Origin of the sequence: Dyella lutea, assembly GCF_024158035.1 — a bacterium.
GTDB lineage: Bacteria > Pseudomonadota > Gammaproteobacteria > Xanthomonadales > Rhodanobacteraceae > Dyella_A > Dyella_A lutea.
Window position 1 is genome coordinate 279,981 of sequence record NZ_JAMZEK010000002.1, and the last position, 17,216, is coordinate 297,196.

General features: G+C 67.6%; 17 protein-coding genes. 10 read left to right on the forward strand and 7 right to left on the reverse strand.

Annotated features, from left to right (window positions below; translation table 11 throughout):
* Nucleotides 1-309: 309 nt before the first annotated feature.
* Both ybeY and NC595_RS08475 read right to left on the reverse strand, forming a co-directional pair.
* On the reverse strand, nt 310-774 hold the full coding sequence (ybeY, locus tag NC595_RS08470) for an rRNA maturation RNase YbeY (RefSeq protein WP_253565933.1): 465 nt from the start codon (nt 772-774) through the stop codon (nt 310-312).
* Entirely contained in the window at nt 771-1,763 is a 993-nt protein-coding gene (locus NC595_RS08475) for a PhoH family protein (RefSeq protein ID WP_253565934.1), read from the reverse strand. Before NC595_RS08475 ends, ybeY begins: the two co-directional genes overlap by 4 nt.
* A 113-nt stretch (nt 1,764-1,876) precedes the next feature.
* Between NC595_RS08475 and NC595_RS08480 the strand changes: the two genes are divergently transcribed.
* The 4 genes from NC595_RS08480 to NC595_RS08495 are packed head-to-tail and all read left to right on the forward strand — an operon-like array spanning nt 1,877 to nt 5,554.
* Entirely contained in the window at nt 1,877-2,554 is a 678-nt protein-coding gene (locus NC595_RS08480) for a TetR/AcrR family transcriptional regulator (RefSeq protein WP_253565935.1), read from the forward strand.
* The gene (locus tag NC595_RS08485; protein WP_253565936.1) at nt 2,551-3,504 is read left to right on the forward strand and encodes an HlyD family secretion protein; all 954 of its coding nucleotides are present in this window, start codon (nt 2,551-2,553) and stop codon (nt 3,502-3,504) included. Before NC595_RS08480 ends, NC595_RS08485 begins: the two co-directional genes overlap by 4 nt.
* Before the next feature lie 14 nt (nt 3,505-3,518).
* A complete protein-coding gene (locus tag NC595_RS08490) occupies nt 3,519-4,448 on the forward strand; it encodes an ABC transporter ATP-binding protein (protein ID WP_253566799.1) in 930 nt (309 codons plus the stop codon).
* Nucleotides 4,445-5,554: an ABC transporter permease gene (locus tag NC595_RS08495; protein WP_253565937.1), complete on the forward strand. Its 1,110-nt coding sequence runs from the start codon at nt 4,445-4,447 to the stop codon at nt 5,552-5,554. The genes NC595_RS08490 and NC595_RS08495 overlap by 4 nt, the downstream gene beginning before the upstream one ends.
* Nucleotides 5,555-5,636: 82 nt before the next feature.
* Here NC595_RS08495 and miaB read toward each other — a convergent pair whose 3' ends face one another.
* Entirely contained in the window at nt 5,637-6,983 is a 1,347-nt protein-coding gene (gene miaB, locus NC595_RS08500) for a tRNA (N6-isopentenyl adenosine(37)-C2)-methylthiotransferase MiaB (RefSeq protein WP_253565938.1), read from the reverse strand.
* On the opposite strand from miaB, the gene NC595_RS08505 reads away from it, so the two are divergent.
* Nucleotides 6,922-8,319 carry a lytic transglycosylase domain-containing protein gene (locus NC595_RS08505; protein ID WP_253565939.1) on the forward strand — a complete coding sequence of 466 codons (1,398 nt, stop codon included), beginning with the start codon at nt 6,922-6,924 and terminating at the stop codon, nt 8,317-8,319. The two genes, miaB and NC595_RS08505, sit on opposite strands and share 62 nt — an antisense overlap.
* Here the strand turns inward: NC595_RS08505 and NC595_RS08510 are convergent.
* On the reverse strand, nt 8,305-9,489 hold the full coding sequence (locus NC595_RS08510; protein WP_253565940.1) for a S1C family serine protease: 1,185 nt from the start codon (nt 9,487-9,489) through the stop codon (nt 8,305-8,307). The genes NC595_RS08505 and NC595_RS08510 overlap by 15 nt on opposite strands.
* A gap of 320 nt (nt 9,490-9,809) precedes the next feature.
* On the opposite strand from NC595_RS08510, the gene petA reads away from it, so the two are divergent.
* From petA to NC595_RS08535, 5 genes are all read left to right on the forward strand, one after another.
* Nucleotides 9,810-10,415, forward strand: a complete 606-nt coding sequence (petA, locus tag NC595_RS08515) for a ubiquinol-cytochrome c reductase iron-sulfur subunit (RefSeq protein WP_253565941.1) — start codon at nt 9,810-9,812, stop codon at nt 10,413-10,415.
* Complete coding sequence (locus tag NC595_RS08520; protein WP_253565942.1) at nt 10,415-11,716, forward strand: cytochrome b; 1,302 nt, start codon at nt 10,415-10,417, stop codon at nt 11,714-11,716. The genes petA and NC595_RS08520 overlap by 1 nt, the downstream gene beginning before the upstream one ends.
* Nucleotides 11,709-12,440, forward strand: coding sequence for a cytochrome c1 (locus NC595_RS08525; protein WP_253565943.1), 732 nt, complete (start codon nt 11,709-11,711; stop codon nt 12,438-12,440). Before NC595_RS08520 ends, NC595_RS08525 begins: the two co-directional genes overlap by 8 nt.
* Nucleotides 12,441-12,513: 73 nt before the next feature.
* On the forward strand, nt 12,514-13,137 hold the full coding sequence (locus tag NC595_RS08530; RefSeq protein ID WP_253565944.1) for a glutathione S-transferase N-terminal domain-containing protein: 624 nt from the start codon (nt 12,514-12,516) through the stop codon (nt 13,135-13,137).
* The gene (locus NC595_RS08535) at nt 13,137-13,586 is read left to right on the forward strand and encodes a ClpXP protease specificity-enhancing factor (RefSeq protein WP_063672529.1); all 450 of its coding nucleotides are present in this window, start codon (nt 13,137-13,139) and stop codon (nt 13,584-13,586) included. Before NC595_RS08530 ends, NC595_RS08535 begins: the two co-directional genes overlap by 1 nt.
* Nucleotides 13,587-13,604: 18 nt before the next feature.
* On the opposite strand, the gene NC595_RS08540 is transcribed toward NC595_RS08535, so the two are convergent.
* From NC595_RS08540 to NC595_RS08550, 3 genes are read right to left on the reverse strand one after another with little or no spacing between them, the layout of a single operon-like run.
* Nucleotides 13,605-14,045, reverse strand: coding sequence for a DUF3301 domain-containing protein (locus NC595_RS08540; protein WP_253565945.1), 441 nt, complete (start codon nt 14,043-14,045; stop codon nt 13,605-13,607).
* Between the two features lie 43 nt (nt 14,046-14,088).
* Nucleotides 14,089-14,946, reverse strand: coding sequence for a carboxylating nicotinate-nucleotide diphosphorylase (gene nadC, locus NC595_RS08545; RefSeq protein WP_253565946.1), 858 nt, complete (start codon nt 14,944-14,946; stop codon nt 14,089-14,091).
* The gene (locus NC595_RS08550) at nt 14,943-17,204 is read right to left on the reverse strand and encodes a DUF1631 domain-containing protein (RefSeq protein ID WP_253565947.1); all 2,262 of its coding nucleotides are present in this window, start codon (nt 17,202-17,204) and stop codon (nt 14,943-14,945) included. The genes nadC and NC595_RS08550 overlap by 4 nt, the downstream gene beginning before the upstream one ends.
* Nucleotides 17,205-17,216: the final 12 nt, after the last annotated feature.

Consider the following 17,216-nt stretch of genomic DNA (forward strand, 5'->3'; position numbering starts at 1 on the left):
GGGGCTGAAGCCCCTCCCACAGGGAGCCGGGCGGGCTTTTGTAGGAGCGGCTTCAGCCGCGACGCTGGTGGCTTGCGGTACGGGTTGTCGGGGCTGAAGCCCCTCCCACAGAGAGCCGGGCGGGCTTTTGTAGGAGCGGCTTCAGCCGCGACGCCGGTGGCTTGCGATATGGGTTGTCGGGGCTGAAGCCCCTCCCACAGGGAGCCGGGCGGGCTTTTGCAGGAGCGGCTTCAGCCGCGACGCCAGTGGCTTGCGATTGGGTTGTCGGAGCCGACGCCCCTCCTGCCGCGAGCCGCCGGGTGCCGGCTCCTACGGGCGATACGGATCGGCGATACCAAGCCCGGCCAGGATGCGCGTCTCCAGCGCCTCCATCGCCTCGGCCTCGCTCTCGACGATGTGGTCGTAGCCGAGCAGGTGCAGGACGCCGTGCACGGTGAGGTGGGCCCAGTGGTCGCGCGGCGCCTTGCCCTGTTCGGCGGCTTCGCGGGCCACCACCGGGGCGCAGATCACGATGTCGCCGATCAGCGGCAGCTTGAGTCCGGGCGGCAGGTCGGCCTCGAACGAGAGCACGTTGGTGGCGTAGTCCTTGCCGCGGTAGTCGCGGTTGAGCGAGCGGCCTTCGTCGGCATCGACGAGACGGATCGACAGCTCGGTGGCCCGGCGTCGTTTCGCGCCGCGGAGCGCAGCCTCCACCCAGCGGCGGAAGCTGGCGGCGGACGGCACGCCGGCGCGCGACACGGCATAGCCGACGTGCACCACCGTGTTCGCGCTCATCCGCCGCTGCCCTTGGCCGCCTCGGCCGCAGCCTCGAACGACTCGTACGCGCGTACGATCTTCGCCACCAGCGGGTGGCGCACCACGTCGCGCGAGGTGAAGAAGGTGAAGCTGATGCCGTCCACGCCGCGCAATACCTCGATCGCGTGGCGCAGGCCCGAGCGCACGTTGCGCGGCAGGTCCACCTGGGAGACGTCGCCGGTGATCACCGCCACCGAGCCGAAGCCGATGCGGGTGAGGAACATCTTCATCTGCTCGACGGTGGTGTTCTGCGCCTCGTCGAGGATCACGTAGGAGTCGTTGAGGGTGCGTCCGCGCATGTAGGCCAGCGGCGCGATCTCGATCACGTTGCGCTCCATCAGCTTGGCGACCTTCTCGAAGCCGAGCATTTCGTACAGCGCGTCGTACAGCGGGCGCAGGTACGGGTCGACCTTCTGGCTGAGGTCGCCGGGCAGGAAACCCAGCTTCTCGCCGGCCTCCACCGCCGGGCGTACCAGCAGCAGGCGCTGCACGCGGTTGGCTTCCAGCGCCTCGACCGCACTGGCCACGGCCAGGTAGGTTTTGCCGGTGCCGGCCGGGCCGACGCCGAAGCTGATGTCGTGGCTGGTGATCGCGTGCAGGTAGCGCGCCTGGTTCGGACCGCGTCCCTTGATCACGCCGCGCTTGACCTTGATCACCACCTCCTGCGCCGACTCGGCGGCTTCGGCCGCCATCGCGTCGATGCCCGACTCGGCCAGGTGCAGGTGGATCACCGCGCCGGTCAGCGATTCGCTGGCGGTGGCGTCGTACAGGGCGCGCAGCACCTTTTCGGCCGCACCGGTGGCGGCGTCGTCGCCGATCACCTGGAAGATGCCGCCGCGGTGGTTGATCTCCACGCCGAGGCGCAGCTCGACCTGGCGCAGGTGCTCGTCGAACGGGCCGCACAGGTTGGCCAGGCGGGCGTTGTCGATCGGATCGAGGGTGAAATCGCGTTGGTTCAGGGGGCTCATAGACCCGCCAGCATAACGCGGAAGCCGCTCGATCCGTGCCCGGACCGGGCACGAGTGGGGCGTGATGCCGCTGCCCTTGCGTTTAAATTAATCATTGAATTAATTTAAGGCGCATGCCTTCCCGGACCACTCCTGCCAAGCCACGCCGCCGCCGCGTCGGTCGTCCCGCCGGCGACGACGGCGACCTGCGCGACCGCCTCCTCGATGCCGCCGCCGTGCAGTTCGCCGCCACCGGCATCGCGGCCGCCTCGCTGCGCACCATCGCGCAGGCCGCCGGCGTGACCCCGGCGATGCTGCACTACTACTTCGGCAACAAGGACGCGCTGGTACGCGCGCTCGTCGGCGAACGCCTGCTGCCGAATGTCCGGCCGCTGGTGGAGACGCTGGCCTCGGCCGGCGAGACCCCGCTTGAAGTGGCACAGGCGTTTGCCCAGGGCGTGTCCGCCATCGTCGCGACACTGCCCTGGTTGCCGGCACTGTGGGTGCGCGAGGTGCTGTGCGAGGGCGGTGCGCTGCGCGAGTTCGTGTTCCGCGAGGTGATGCCCTCGCTGCCGCAGGTGCTGACGCGGCGCTTCGAGGCGGCGCGGGCGGCCGGGCAACTGGCGCCGGGGATCGATCCCCGGCTGATGGTGGCGTCGCTGGTCGGACTGACCCTGTTTCCCGCCGCCGGCGCACCGATCTGGCAGAAGGCGTTCGGCATGCCGGGACTGGACATGCCCGCGCTGATGTCCCACACCCTCGCGTTGCTGGGTCACGGCCTGGCGACGCCATCCACGGAGAAGCCCCGATGAGCGGACGCCTGCTTGCGCTCGGCCTCGCTGTCCTGGTCCTGGCCGGCTGTCACCGTGAAGCGGATCAGGCCCCCGGCACGCTGGAGTACGACCGCATCGCGCTGCCGGCGCCGGCCGCGGAGCGGATCGTGGCCGTGCACGTGCGGGCCGGCGAGGCGGTCAAGGCCGGCCAGCCGCTGCTCGATCTCGATCCGGCGCATACCCGGGCCAGCCTCGATGCGGCGCTGGCCGAGGTGAAGCGCCAGAAGGAAGCGCTGGCCGAGGGCGTGGCCGGTCCGCGCCGGGAGGACATCGACAAGGCCCGCGCCTCGCTCGCCGCCGCCGAGGCGCAGGCGCGCGATGCGCGCAGCTATCTGCAACGGCTGATGAAAGTGGCGCAGCAGGAAAAGGATGCCGTGGCCGCCTCCGACCTGGATCGCGCCCGCGCCAACGCGCAGAACACCCGCGGCCAGGCCGATGCCGCCCGCGCGGCGCTCGACCAGCTGCTGCACGGCACGCGCAGCGAGCAGTTGGCCCAGGCGCGCGCTGCGGTTGACGCCGCGCAAGCGCAGGCCGATGCGCTGCGCGTCACGCTGGGCAAGTTGCATGTGGTGGCGCCGCGCGACGGGCGTATCGACGATGTGCCGTATCGCCTCGGCGATCAGGCGCCGGTCGGCGCGCCGTTGGCGATCGAACTGGTCGGCGATCGTCCGTATGCGCGGATCTACGTGCCGGTGGCGATGCGTGCGCAGCTCAAGGTCGGCAGCACCGTGCAGGTGTACGTGCAGGGGCGCGATCAGCCGCTGGCCGGACACGTGCGCCTGCTGCGCGCCGAGCCGGTGTTCACGCCGTACTACGCGCTCAGCGGCGACGACGCCACGCGGTTGAGTTATCTCGCCGAGGTGGCGCTGGACCGGCCTTCGGATCTTCCCGCCGGCCTACCGGTGCATGTGGCGCCGGCCGCGCCGTGAGCGACGCCCCGGCCATCCACGTGCGCGGGCTGAGCAAGCGATTCGGCCAACTGCTCGCCGTCGACCATGTCGATCTGGACGTGCCGCGCGGGCGCGTCTACGGCTTCCTCGGGCCGAACGGCTCGGGCAAGTCCACCACCATCCGCATGCTCTGCGGCCTGCTCACGCCGACCGAGGGCGAGATCGAAGTGCTCGGCCTGCGCGTGCCGCAAGAGGCGGAGGCGCTGCGTCGCCGCATCGGCTATATGACGCAGAGCTTCTCGCTGTTCGCCGACCTCAACGTGGGCGAAAACCTGGAGTTCATCGCCGAGATCCTCGGCGTGCCGCGCGAACGTAAGCGCGCGCGCATCGCCGAGCTGATGGAGCGCTACCGCCTGGCCGACCGGCGCAAGCAGCTGGCCGGCACCATGAGCGGCGGCCAGAAGCAGCGCCTGGCGCTGGCCTGCGCGGTGATGCACGAGCCGGAGTTGCTGTTTCTCGACGAGCCGACCAGCGCGGTCGATCCCGAGTCGCGTCGCGAGTTCTGGGAGGCGCTGTTCGAGCTCACCGATGCCGGCACCACGCTGCTGGTATCCACCCACCTGATGGACGAGGCCGAGCGCTGCCATCGGCTGGCGATTCTCGACCGCGGCCGCCTGGTGGCCGACGGCACGCCTGGCGCGCTGACCGGAGCACTGGAGGGTCGCACCTTCCTGGTCGAATCGGACGATCCGCGGCGCGCGCAACACGCCCTGTCCGGTGCGCCGGATGTGCTCGGTGTGGCCCAGGTCGGCCACGCGTTGCGCCTGCTCGCCGACGCGGGGCAGGGCGACGGCTTCGCCGCGGCGGTCGAGCAGCGCCTGCGCGAGGCCGGGCAGGCGGCACGGCTGCGTCCGACGCCGCCGAACCTGGAAGATGTATTCGTCGCCGCCACGCACCCCGGCGAGCAGGAGCGCGCGGCATGAACGGGCGCCGCCTGTGGGCGATCATGCAGAAGGAGATCCGCCAGCTGCGGCGTGACCGCATCACGCTGGCGATGATCATGGTGATGCCGATCCTGCAGCTGGTGCTGTTCGGCTACGCGATCAACCTCAACCTGCGGGGGCTGGATGCCGCGATCGCCGACCAGGCGCAGACCAGCGGCTCGCGTGCGCTGGTGATGGACATGCTGGCCACCGGCGTCATCCGCCCGGTGACCAGCGCACGCACGCCGGAGGAGGTGGTCGACCTGATCCGCCGCGGCCGCATCAACGTCGGCGTGGTGATCCCGCCCGACTTCGAGGCGCGCAAGCTGGACGGCCGCCCGGTCGCGCAGGTGCTGGTCGACGGCAGTGATGCCACCGTGGCCGGCGCCGCCGCGCAACTGGCGCAGACGCCGGTGGACAGTCGTCTGCCCGATGCACATGCGCCCTACGTCAGCACGCCGTCGGTGCCGCGCATCGTGGTCACCTCGTTCTACAACCCGGAGCGACGCTCGGCGATCAACATCGTGCCTGGACTGATCGGGGTAATCCTGACCATGACGATGGTGCTGTTCACCGCCATCGCCATCGTGCGCGAGCGCGAGCGCGGCAACATGGAGCTGCTGATCGCCACGCCGCTCACCAGCACCGAGCTGATGCTGGGCAAGGTGGTGCCGTACGTGCTGATCGGCCTGGTGCAGACCACGGTGATCTTGGCGCTGGGGCGCTGGCTGTTCGACGTGCCGATCCGCGGCAGCCTGCTGGACGTCTATTTCGCCGCGCTGCTGCTGATCGCCAGCAACCTCACGCTGGGGCTGCTGATCTCCTCGCGGGCGCAGTCGCAGTTCCAGGCGATGCAGATGACGTTTTTCATCTTCCTGCCGTCGATCCTGCTGTCGGGCTTCATGTTTCCGTTCTCCGGCATGCCGCGACTGGCGCAGTGGATCGCCGAGCTGCTGCCGTTGACCCATTTCCTGCGGCTGATCCGCGGCATCATGCTTCGTAATGCCGGTCTGCTGGATTTGTGGGGCGATGCGCTGGCGCTGGTGGTATTCACCGCGGTGATGATGGCCGGCGCCATCCTGCGCTTCCGCAAGCGGCTGGATTGACCGACCCGTAGGAGCGCACCCTGTGCGCGACCGCTTCGGGTCCGATCTCACCGCGAAAAGCCATCGCGAACAGGGTGCGCTCCTACACCGCGGCGGCGGTTTCGTGGCTGTGCAGGCGGCCGCGCAGCGAGTTGCTCATCGCCTCGGTGATCAGCACGTCGACGAACTGCCCGATCAGCCGCGCCGGGCCGGGGAAGTTCACGTAGCGCATGTTCTCGGTGCGGCCGCTGAGTTCGCTGGCGTTCTTGCGGCTAGGCTTTTCCACCAGCACGCGCTGCACGGTGCCGACCATCGCCTCATTGATCGCCCTGGCGTTGGCGTTGATCGCCGCCTGCAGCCGGGTCAGTCGTTCGTGCTTGACCTCGGCCGGGGTCGGGTCGGGCAGGTTCGCTGCCGGGGTGCCGGGCCGCGAGGAGAAGATGAAGCTGAAGCTCTGGTCGAAGCCGACGTCGTCGATCAGCTTCATGGTCTTGGCGAAATCCTCGTCGGTCTCGCCGGGGAAGCCGACGATGAAGTCCGAGCTGATGCAGATGTCCGGCCGCACCGCGCGCAGCTTGCGGATCTTCTGCTTGAACTCCAGCGCGGTGTAGCCGCGCTTCATCGCGCTGAGGATGCGGTCGGAGCCGGCCTGCACCGGCAGGTGCAGGAAGTTGGCCAGCTTCGGCACGCTGGCGTAGGCCTCGATCAGCGAGTCGGAGAACTCCAGCGGATGCGAGGTGGTGAAGCGGATGCGGCCGATGCCCTCGATCTGCGCGATGGCATGGATCAGCACGGCCAGATCCGCGGTGCCGCCGTCGTGGGTGGCGCCGCGGTAGGCGTTGACGTTCTGGCCCAGCAGGTTCACCTCGCGCACGCCCTGTTCGGCGAGCTGGGCCACCTCGACCAGCACGTCGTCGAACGGGCGGCTGATCTCCTCGCCGCGGGTGTAGGGCACCACGCAATAGCTGCAGTACTTCGAGCAGCCTTCCATGATCGAGACGAAGGCGGTCGGGCCTTCGGCGCGCGGCTCGGGCAGGTGGTCGAACTTCTCGATCTCCGGGAAGGAGATGTCCACCTGCGGCTTGCCGGTGGCGCGGCGCGACTCGATCAGCTCGGGCAGGCGGTGCAGGGTCTGCGGACCGAACACCAGGTCGACGTACGGCGCGCGCTTGACGATGGCCTCGCCCTCCTGGCTGGCCACGCAGCCGGCGACACCGATCAGTACCGGTTTGTCCCCCGCCTTGTGCTCCTTCCAGCGGCCGAGCTGGCTGAACACCTTTTCCTGCGCCTTCTCGCGGATCGAGCAGGTGTTGACCAGGATGACGTCGGCCTCGGCCTCGTTGTCGGTCAGCTCCAGGCCGTGCGACGCCTTCAGCACGTCGGCCATCTTGGCCGAGTCGTACTCGTTCATCTGGCAGCCGTGGGTCTTGATGAAAAGCTTGCCGCTCATGGGGCGAGGTACCGTGGTTCGAAGTGGGGCGGCGGGCGTCCGCTGGACCGCGCAGTTTACCCGCGCCACCGCACGGGGGCCACTGCCGGATCAAGCACTTGCGCCCGGGTTGGCCGAGCCCGTGCGCTCGCCCGGCCGGGCCGGATGCGAAGCACCGCACGCCAGCGGCGTCGCGGACTTGGCGCTGTCGGGCGATCGCTGCACACTGCCGGCCATGATTGCCGCCTTGCGCCAGTGGGGAAGCGCCGGTCGGACCCGCCGCTGCTTCCCGCATTCGCCGATCCCTCGCCGGGTCGGATTGCTCTGCATCCTGTTGCTGGGAGCGCTGGTGCCGCTGCGCGCACATGCCGAGTCGATGTATCGCTGCACCGGGGCCAGTGGCGAAGCCGTGTTCACCAGCAAGCCGGCGGGGTACCGGGGCTGTCACCGGATCGGGTCCTACGCTGCGCCTTCACGTCGGACTCCGCGCAGGGCACCGCCGTCGGTTCGCGCATCGTTCGAGGGTGTCGCTGCTTCGGTCGACACCTCGGCGCGCGTGCTCTCCGGGCGACTGCCGATGCGTGGAGCCTTTGCCGACGTGCAAACCTCGGTGCACACCACCGGTCGGGCGCTTGCCGATGCGCCGCAGCCGGTGGCCCCGGGCGGCAAGCCGGGGGGCTGGGCCTATAGCGAATCCCGTTCGGCCGCCACGATTGTTGCGTCGGGGGGGGCGGGCGATCGCGTCTTGCGCGGCGCGGTCTATCGCGTGAAGCGTGCCGACGGCAGCGTGGAGTACACCAACATTCCGCCGGTCGGCGGCAAGGGCCGGGCGGTGACGATGCTGTTCACCTACATCGCCACCTGCATGGCCTGCGACCTGCATTCGCCGATCCACTGGAATTCGGTGCGGCTCAACCTCGAGGACTACGCCAGCGTGACCCGCCGGGCCAGCGTCGACTTCGGCGTGGACGAGGCGTTCCTGCGGGCGATCATCCATGCCGAAAGCGCGTTCAATCCGCATGCACTGTCGATCAAGGGGGCCCAGGGCCTGATGCAGCTGATGCCGGCGACAGCCAACGACATGGGCGTGCTGGATGCGTTCAATGCTGAGCAGAACATCCGCGGCGGCGCGCGTTACCTGGGCCAGCTGCTGCAGACGTTCAAGGGCGACGAGCGCCTCGCGGCAGCGGCCTACAATGCCGGCCCTGGCGCCGTGGAGCGCTACAGAGGGGTTCCGCCGTACGCCGAGACGCGGGTCTATGTGGCACGCGTCGAGGAGCTGCGGCAGCGCTACGGCAAGGCGTTGCATCGTCCGCTGGCTTCCAGCGGTGCCACCGGCGGCTCAGCCGTCCAGTGAGCCGTCGTCCAGTTGTGCCGGGCGCTGCGCGATGGTCAGTTCGACATGGAACGGTACGCCGTTGCGCAGGCCGGAAACTTCGACCTTGCTGCCCGGCTTCAGTGCAGCTTCGCGCTTGCGCAGATTGGAGGGGTCGGTGATGTCCTGGCCACCGATCTCCAGCAGGATGTCGCGTGGCTGGACGCCGGCCAGGGCCGCCGGGCCGCCCGGATAGACATCGGCCACCATCACGCCGCGGGCCGCGGCCGGCAGCCCGCCGTTGGCGGCCACGGGGACGAAGGTGTAATCCGCTCCGAGCCAGCCGCGCACGACGTGACCGGTGTCGATGATCTGGTCCAGCACCTTCTTGGCGCTGTCCACCGGAATCGCGAAGCCGATGCCTTCGGCATTGGCCGCCTTGCCGATCAGCAGGGTATTGATGCCCACCAGGTTGCCGTGCGCGTCGATCAGTGCCCCGCCGGAGTTGCCCAGGTTGATCGCGGCGTCGGTCTGAATGAAGTCCTCGGGGCTGGAGCTGCTGAGCTGGCGTCCGATCGCGCTGACGATACCCATGGTTACCGTCTGGTTGAGTCCGAATGGATTGCCGATCGCCAGCACCACATCTCCGGGGCGCAGGGTGGTGTGCGGCAGGATATGCGCAACCGGGAGGTTGCCGGCGTCGATCTTGAGCACCGCCAGGTCGGTTTCCGGATCGGCACCGACCAGCGTCGCCTTGGCCACGCGGCCGTCGTAGAGCAGCACCTGGATGTCGTCCGCGTTGGCGATCACGTGGTTGTTGGTCAGCACGTAGCCGTCGGCGCTGACGATCACGCCCGAGCCCAAGCTCTGCTCCTTGCGCTTGACCGAGCCTACCGGGACGCCGCCGAACACCTGCTGCATCCACGGGTCGGTGTACATCCGCAGCGCCTGCTCGGTCACCGTCTTGTTCGCGTAGATGTTCACCACCGACGGGGCTGCGCGCGCCACGGCGTCGGCATAGGACAGGGTCGGTGCGGCTGCTGCGCGGGGCGCGGGTGCCGCCACCCGGGCAGCCGGGCCGGCATCCAGCCCGAAACGTTGGCGAAGCCGCTCACCGGTGCCCGGCCACAACAGGCCCACCACGAAAGCCAGCGCCAGCCCCAGAACCACGAATCGGGCGACAAAGGCGAGCAGGCCGGCGGCGTGTTTCATGGGGTCGGCTTTCGTAAAATGGTGCGTGGGGTGCGAGGTCAAGGGCGGCCCGGCTGCTTGCACAAAGCCGGCAGTTCGATTGTACGGGCGGGGGGCTGACGCTACACTAACGCGATTTTTGCGGGTGCCGGATTTTGACCGGTGCTGGCGAAGCGGCCCGACTGGAGCTCCCGGTCGGTCCGACGGCGGTTCTCGGGGGAGGATGATCGCTTCTTAAAGTGGTCGGCCCACTCCGTCCGGACCCCGGCGGATCGTTTCGCACGCGCCTGCCGAAGCCCTTCGCTCGTGTCTCAATGGCAATGCAAGTTCCGGAGAGCCTGATGGCGAACGAAGTCGTCGACCATGGTCGCCGCCGCTTCCTCACCGCAACCACTGCGGTGGTTGGTGGTGCGGGAGTCGTGGTAGCAGCCGTGCCTTTCATCAAGACCTGGGAGCCCAGCGCACGCGCCAAGGCCGCCGGTGCCCCGGTGACCGTGGACATCAGCAAGGTCGAGCTCGGCCAGAAGGTGACCTACCCCTGGCGCAGCTTGCCGGTGTTCGTGGTCAACCGCACGCCCGCCCAGCTGGCGGCGCTGCCGAAGGTGGACTCCCGTCTGGTCGATCCCAAGTCGGACGGCACTTCGGCCGCGCAGCAGCCCAAGTACGCACAGAACGAGACGCGCTCGATCAAGCCGGAGTGGCTGGTGGTGATCGGCATCTGCACCCACCTGGGTTGCGTGCCGGACTTCTTCCCGGAGATCAAGCCGGAGCCGTTCGACCCGAACTGGGAGGGCGGCTTCTACTGCCCCTGCCACAAGTCGCGCTATGACATGGCCGGTCGCGTGTTCGCCGGCGTGCCCGCGCCGAAGAACCTGCAGGTGCCGCCGTATCACTTCGTGAACGACACCACCATCCAGATTGGCGTGGATCCGAAGGAGGCCGGCTGATGGCTAACGTCTTCACCCGCATCGGCGACTGGGTCAACGAGCGCGCGCCGAACATGATGCCTGCCTACCGCAAGCACATGACCGAGTACTACGCGCCGAAGAACTTCAATCTCTGGTACTACTTCGGCTCGCTGGCGATCCTGGTGCTGGTCAACCAGATCGTCACCGGCATCTTCCTCACCATGAACTACAAGACCAGCGCGGCGGAAGCCTTCGCCTCGGTCGAGTACATCATGCGCGACGTGGAGTGGGGCTGGCTGATCCGCTACATGCACTCCACCGGTGCCTCGCTGTTCTTCGTGGTGGTGTTCCTGCACATGTTCCGCGGCCTGATGTACGGCTCGTTCAAGAAGCCGCGCGAGCTGGTGTGGATCCTCGGCATGCTGATCTTCCTGGCACTGATGGCCGAGGCCTTCATGGGCTACGTGCTGCCGTGGGGCAACATGTCGTTCTGGGGCGCCAAGGTGATCATCTCGCTGTTCGGCACCATCCCCTACATCGGCAACTCGCTGGTGCAGTGGATCATGGGCGACTACATCCCGGCCGATGCGACGCTCAACCGCTTCTTCGCGCTGCACGTGATCGCGCTGCCGCTGGTGCTGCTGCTGCTGGTGGTGCTGCATATCGCCGCACTGCACGAGGTGGGGTCGAACAACCCGGATGGCGTGGAGATCAAGAAGGGGCCGAAGGGCAACCGCTGGGATGCGCTGAAGCCGGCCGACGGCATTCCCTTCCATCCTTACTACACGGTGAAGGACCTGTTCGGCGTGGGATTCTTCCTGATGATCGCCGCCTTCATCATCTTCTTCGCGCCGACCTTCGGCGGCTGGTTCCTCGAACACGACAACTTCATCCCGGCCAACAACCTGGTGACGCCGTCGCACATCAAGCCGGTGTGGTACTTCACTCCGTTCTACGCGATCCTGCGAATGATTCCGTCGTTCCTGGGCCAGGCGTTCTGGGGTGTGCTGGCGATGTTCGGTGCGATCGCGCTGCTGTTCGCGCTGCCGTGGATCGACGTCGGCCAAGTCAAGTCGATCCGCTACCGTGGTACCGGTTTCAAGGTGGCGCTCGGCCTGTTCGTACTGTCCTTCATCATGCTCGGCGCCGTGGGCGCCGGTGTGACGGCCGAGGTGATTCCCGCATGGTTCGGCAACGTCGACGTGACGTTCTGGGAAAACCTGTTCGGGCGCGCGATGACCTTGTTGTATTTCGGTTTCTTCGTCTTCCTCGGGTTCTACACGCGCCTGGGCTGGGAGAAGACCAAGCCGGTTCCGGAACGGGTGACGATGCATGACTAAGCGCTATTTCTCCTCCATCGCGCTGGCCTTCGGCCTGCTCGTCGGCTGCACCTCGGCGCTGGCCGCCGAAGGTCCCGAGCTGCCCAAGGCCGGCAACAACATCAGCGACCAGGCGTCGCTGCAGCGTGGCGCCAAGCTGTTCTTCAACTATTGCGTGGGCTGCCACTCGATCAAGTTCATGCGTTACTCGCGGATCGGCGAGGACCTGGGCCTGACCGAGCAGGAGGTCATGCAGAACCTCAACTTCACCGGGGTCAACTACGGCGAGACGATCGAGTCGCACATGCCGGCGGAAGATGCGGCGAAGTGGTTCGGCAAGGCGCCGCCGGACCTCTCGCTCGAGGTGCGGGCCAAGACCGCCGACTGGGTCAACGCCTACCTCAATTCGTTCTACCTCGATCCGAGCCGGCCGGTCGGCTGGAACAACACCGTGTTCCCCAACGCTTCGATGCCGAACCCGCTCTGGGAGCTGCAGGGCATCCAGACCGCCGTGCGGAAGGACGGCAGTGAGGAGATCGAGAAGCTGGAGTTGTCCAAGCCCGGCAAAATGACCCCGGAGCAGTACCAGCAGGCAACCCGCGACCTGACCAACTTCCTCGAGTACGTATCCGAGCCGGCGGCGCTGCAGCGCAAGCACTACGGCATCTGGGTGCTGTTGTTCCTGGCGGGTTTCACTCTCCTGGCCTACATGCTCAAGAAGGAATACTGGAAGGACGTCCACTGACCGCAAGGTTGGAGGGCACGCATGCGGCGGCCTCCGGGCCGCCGCATTCCGTTGTCAGCAGGGGAGATCGCGCATGGTTCAAAGCGCCCGCTCGCGTACGGTGCTCACTCTTTACACCACGGCGGATGACATCCAGTGTCATCGTGTCCGCCTGCTGCTCGCTGCGAAGGGCGTCAGCTACGAGCGGGTGATGGTCGAACCCGGCCAGCCGCCCGAGGATCTGGTCGACCTGAACCCCTATGCCAGCACGCCGACCTTGGTCGACCGTGACCTCGTTCTCTACGACACCTCGGTGATCTGCGAATACCTCGACGAGCGTTATCCGCATCCTCCACTGATGCCGATCGATCCGCTTTCGCGTGCGCGCCTGCGCCTTGCCGCGGTGCGGATCGAGCGCGACTGGCTGCCGGAGGTCGACACGATTCGTGCCGGGGGCCGTCCCGCCGATGCCGCCCGGAAGCGTCTACGAGAGCAGCTGCTGGCTTCGCTGCCGCTGTTCAAGGCGGCCCGGTTCTTCCTCAATCCGGAAATGAGCCTGGCCGACTGCCTGGTCGCACCGGTAGTCTGGCGTTTGCCCTGGCTCGGCGTGGAGCTTGGCAAGGAGGGGCGCCCGATCGTCGATTATGGCGAGCGTCTGTTCAACAGCCAGGGCTATACCCGAAGCCTCACCGCGGAAGAAAAGGCGATGCGACCCTGATGGGACAGTCCGACACACCTGCGATGAGCTCGAATCGCCCCTATCTGCTGCGGGCGATCTACGACTGGATCACCGACAACAATCTCACGCCCTACGTGCTGGTCGATGCGGCCCGGGAGGGCGTTCGCGTTCCGCCGCACGTGATCAAGAACGGCCAGGTCGTGCTCAACCTCGCAATGCGCGCGGTGGCCAATCTCGACCTTGGCAACGAGTGGATCAGCTTTCAGGCGCGCTTCTCCGGGGTGAGTCATTCCATTCTCGTCCCCGTATCTGCCGTGCTCGCGCTCTACGCACAGGAAAACGGTCAGGGGATGATGTTTCCCGCCGAGGACTCGGATGCCGAGCCACCGCCCTCTCCGCCGGATGGCGGGGAGCCGGCAGGCGCACCCGAGCCCGCGCCGGACGACGACAAGCCACGGCGTGGCGGTCACCTGCGTATCGTGAAATAGCTCGCCAGCCTCGGCGACTCACTCGCCGGGCGGCATGCGCCGCCGGAGCGGGACGACATTGTTCGCGCGGGGTTGCCCTGCGGGGCTCTGTCGCGGCACCGGAGGGGTTGTGTCCGGATGCACATTGTCATTGGCCGGGACTCCAGCCAGCCAGTGGACGGTCGGCAGGCTCAGTCCGGTGACACGGCGGCCCTGCATCCAGATCCGGCCCGGCTCGCGGTCGTCGCCGTCGATGCTGACTTCGAACGCATAACCGTGTTCAATCCCACGGCTTCCGTTGACCGTACGCAGTCGAAGCGAACGCAGGCCGACCGTCTCGTCCAGGAGCTGCAGGCCCTGCAGCTCGCAATGCCGTCGCGCCGCCGCCACGGCCAATTCGCGGGCGCGCGCAAGCTCCATCCAGGCGGCCACCACGGCACCGAGGATCAGCAGCAGCGCGAGATCGTGCAAATTCCCCATGGCCGAAGTGTGTGTGCGCGCCACCCGGTTCGCAAGGTGGTGTTCAGTCCAGGTGCAATCGCAGCGACAGGTCGATGGCGCGCACGTGCTTGGTCAGGGCGCCGACCGAAACGAAGTCCACCCCGGTGGTGGCTATCTCGCGAATCGTGGCGAGCTCCACGTTGCCGGAAACTTCCAGTGGAACCCGGCCGCCAGCGACGCTGACGGCTTGCCGCATGGCGGCCAGGTCGAAGTTGTCCAGCATCACGCGGTCGACGCCGGCGGACAGGGCCTGGTTGAGTTCCTCGAGGCTCTCCGCCTCGACCTCCAGCGGAAGCCCGGGATGCAGCCGGCGCGCTGCGGCGACAGCGGCAGCGATGCCGCCCGCGGCGATGATGTGGTTTTCCTTGATCAACACGCCGTCGTAGAGGCCGATGCGGTGGTTGACGCCACCCCCGCAGCGCACGGCGTATTTCTGCGCAAGCCGCAGGCCCGGCACGGTCTTGCGCGTATCGAGCAGCCGGGTGCCGGTGCCGGCCAGCGCGGCCGCATAGGCGGCCGTCGTCGTCGCGGTGCCAGAGAGCAACTGCAGGAAATTGAGGGCGGAGCGCTCCGCCGTCACCAGTGCCCTCGCGCGGCCGGAGAGCGCGCAGAGCTTGGCGCCGGCGGGCACGGCGTCACCGTCGTCGAAGAACCACTCGATCGAGACGCCGGGGTCGCGCGCCTGGAAGCAGGCGTCGAACCAGGGCCTCCCGGCAAGTACGGCCGACTCGCGGCAGGTCAGCGTGGCGCGGGCCGTGGACTCTGCCGGGAGCAGTTCTGCGGTGGCGTCTCCGTCGCCGACGTCCTCGGTAAATGCCCGCTCGATATCGCAAAGGATCTGCTCCCGTGAGGGAGGGGAGAAGCGTCCCGCCTGGGTCATTCCTGCTCCGTCGTCGGGGCTGGCTGGCTGAGCTTGCCTACGATGGCATCCATCGCCCGGTCGAACAGGGCGTTGGACGCCAGGACACTGGCCCGGCCCTCGGCCAGGGTTGCGGCGAGCTCCTGTGGGGAATAGTCGCCAACCTTCAGTCCGCGGCGGTTCACGAACAGATAGCGACCACTCATCGGGCTGATCCACGAAAGTTTGGCACGCTCCGGAGCCCCTTCCGCAGGCTTGAACTCCAGCCAGGTCCCGGGCCGCATCGCCTGCACCTGTTCGAGCTGCGCGCGCACTTCGGGGGGCAGGATCTCCAGCTGCTCGGCGGCATCTTCCGGTGCCAGCGGCGCCGTATCCGGAACGTTCTCTACCAGCGACTGGATGCTCTCCGGTATCGCCGGCGCCACGACCTCCCGGGGGGCTGTGGCGGGGGCTTCGCCCAGCTGCCCGGCGTAATGGGAGCGCAACTGATCGAGCAGGCGCTCGACGTCGTGTTCCTGGAAGGCAACGTTGGCCAGTCCCTTGCGCAGCGCCCGCTCGATGTTGGGCAGCATCTGCCGCAGCGTCTCGCGTCCGCCGGCATCCTTTGGCAACCGGGTGCTCGCCACCAGTTCGTTGACGAAGCGCAGCGCCTCGGCGAACTCGGGCGAGTCGCCGCCCTGCCGCAGCAGGATCAGCACCAGGTAGTTTGCCCAGGCGCGTGCGAGCACGCCGTGCATGAGCGGCGGCAATGGCTTGCCGTCGATGCGGTCGAGGATTTCCCGGGCCGCACGCCGGCGTGCCTGTTCCAGCTTCTCGCGACCGCGGGTCGATTCAGCCACCCGCTGTTCTGCCAGCTCGGCACGCTTGCGCGCGAGATCCTGGAACTCCTGCAGCTCGCCGAGCAGCCGGTCGAAGATACCCATGTCGTCGTCGAACTCATTCAGCAGTTGCTCGACGACGGACTTGATCTTGTCGTAAAGGCGGCGGTCCTTGTCGGACTCCTCCGACCAGCCCTTGGCGGCATCGGCGAGGCTGTCGAGCAGACGGCGCGCGGGATGCTGGCGATGCGCGAACAGCTTGCGGTCGAGGATCGCGGCCTTGAGGTAAGGGATCTGCAGACGCGCAAGCAGCACCTGCATCTGCGGAGGCAGATTCCGGTCTTCGAGGATGAACTCGAACAGCATGCCCACCAGGTCGATGGTGTCCTCATCAATGGAGGACACGTGACTGGGTCGTTCGCCTCGCAGGGCCCCGATCTGGTTGAGCAGATGGTCCTTCAGGTGGGCGACTTCGGCGGAAATGTCCCCGGCACCACTCTCTCCGACGGCGGGCAGGCCGTGGCTGACGATCTGGCCCTGCAGCACGCTCAGTGCGCCGAGCAGTTCGTTGGCCGTGGGAATCGACTGCGGGCCCAGTGTGACGGACGACGAGCCGACGCCGTGACCGCGACGCGCCGTAAACAGGGCCTGTAGGGTGGTCAGGATGTTGCCGGCCTCGTCGGTGACCGAGCTCGCCGCCGCGGGGTGGTCTTCACCGACCGCCTGCGCGCGAGGTGCACTGGCCGTGCGGGCGACGGCACCGCGTGCGTGCTCGTGCCTGAGGTTGGGGAGCACCCCAGCCTTGGCCAGGAGATCGTTCAGTTCGCCGTAGAGCTCCTCCATGCCGGAGAGGACGTAACGGTCGAACAGCTTGTAGATGATCAGCTTGACGCGCATGTCCGCCTGCAACTCGCGCATCGCCTGGCGGAATGCCTGGGTCAGCACGGCCGGTCCCACCGGGCTGGTGACCTCGGAGACCTGGATGCCGCCGCAGATCACGGCCAGCCGCTGGTTCACTGCAAACAGGTCGCGCGCCAGGCGGGACTCGTTCTTGCTGATCATGCTGGTGATGGCGAGCGATTCCTCCAGCTCGTTGTCGGCCACCAGGGTGAGCTCCACCGCGCCGATCGTCTCGGCCTCGACCGGGGGCTTGCGGCGTTGCGCGGCAAAGTCGGTCAGCTCCCGGCTGAATTGGGCGAGATAGCTGCGCTCCACCGCTGGCCGACGCTTGCGCACTTCCCGCATGCCGTCGAAATAGTGCATCTGGGCGGCGTTGTTTTCCGCCTTCTCGGCCAGGTCGAACAGCGCATCATCGACGTGCTCGAACATGTTGCCGAGAAGCTGCTGCAGCCGGCGACTGGAAGCGTCCCGTACCGCATGCAACAGATCACCACCGCGCTCCGGCGCGTTGGGATGCTGGTTCAGGTTGACGATCCTGCTCGGTTCGATCGCGTCTTTCATCGCCGCCCCCTG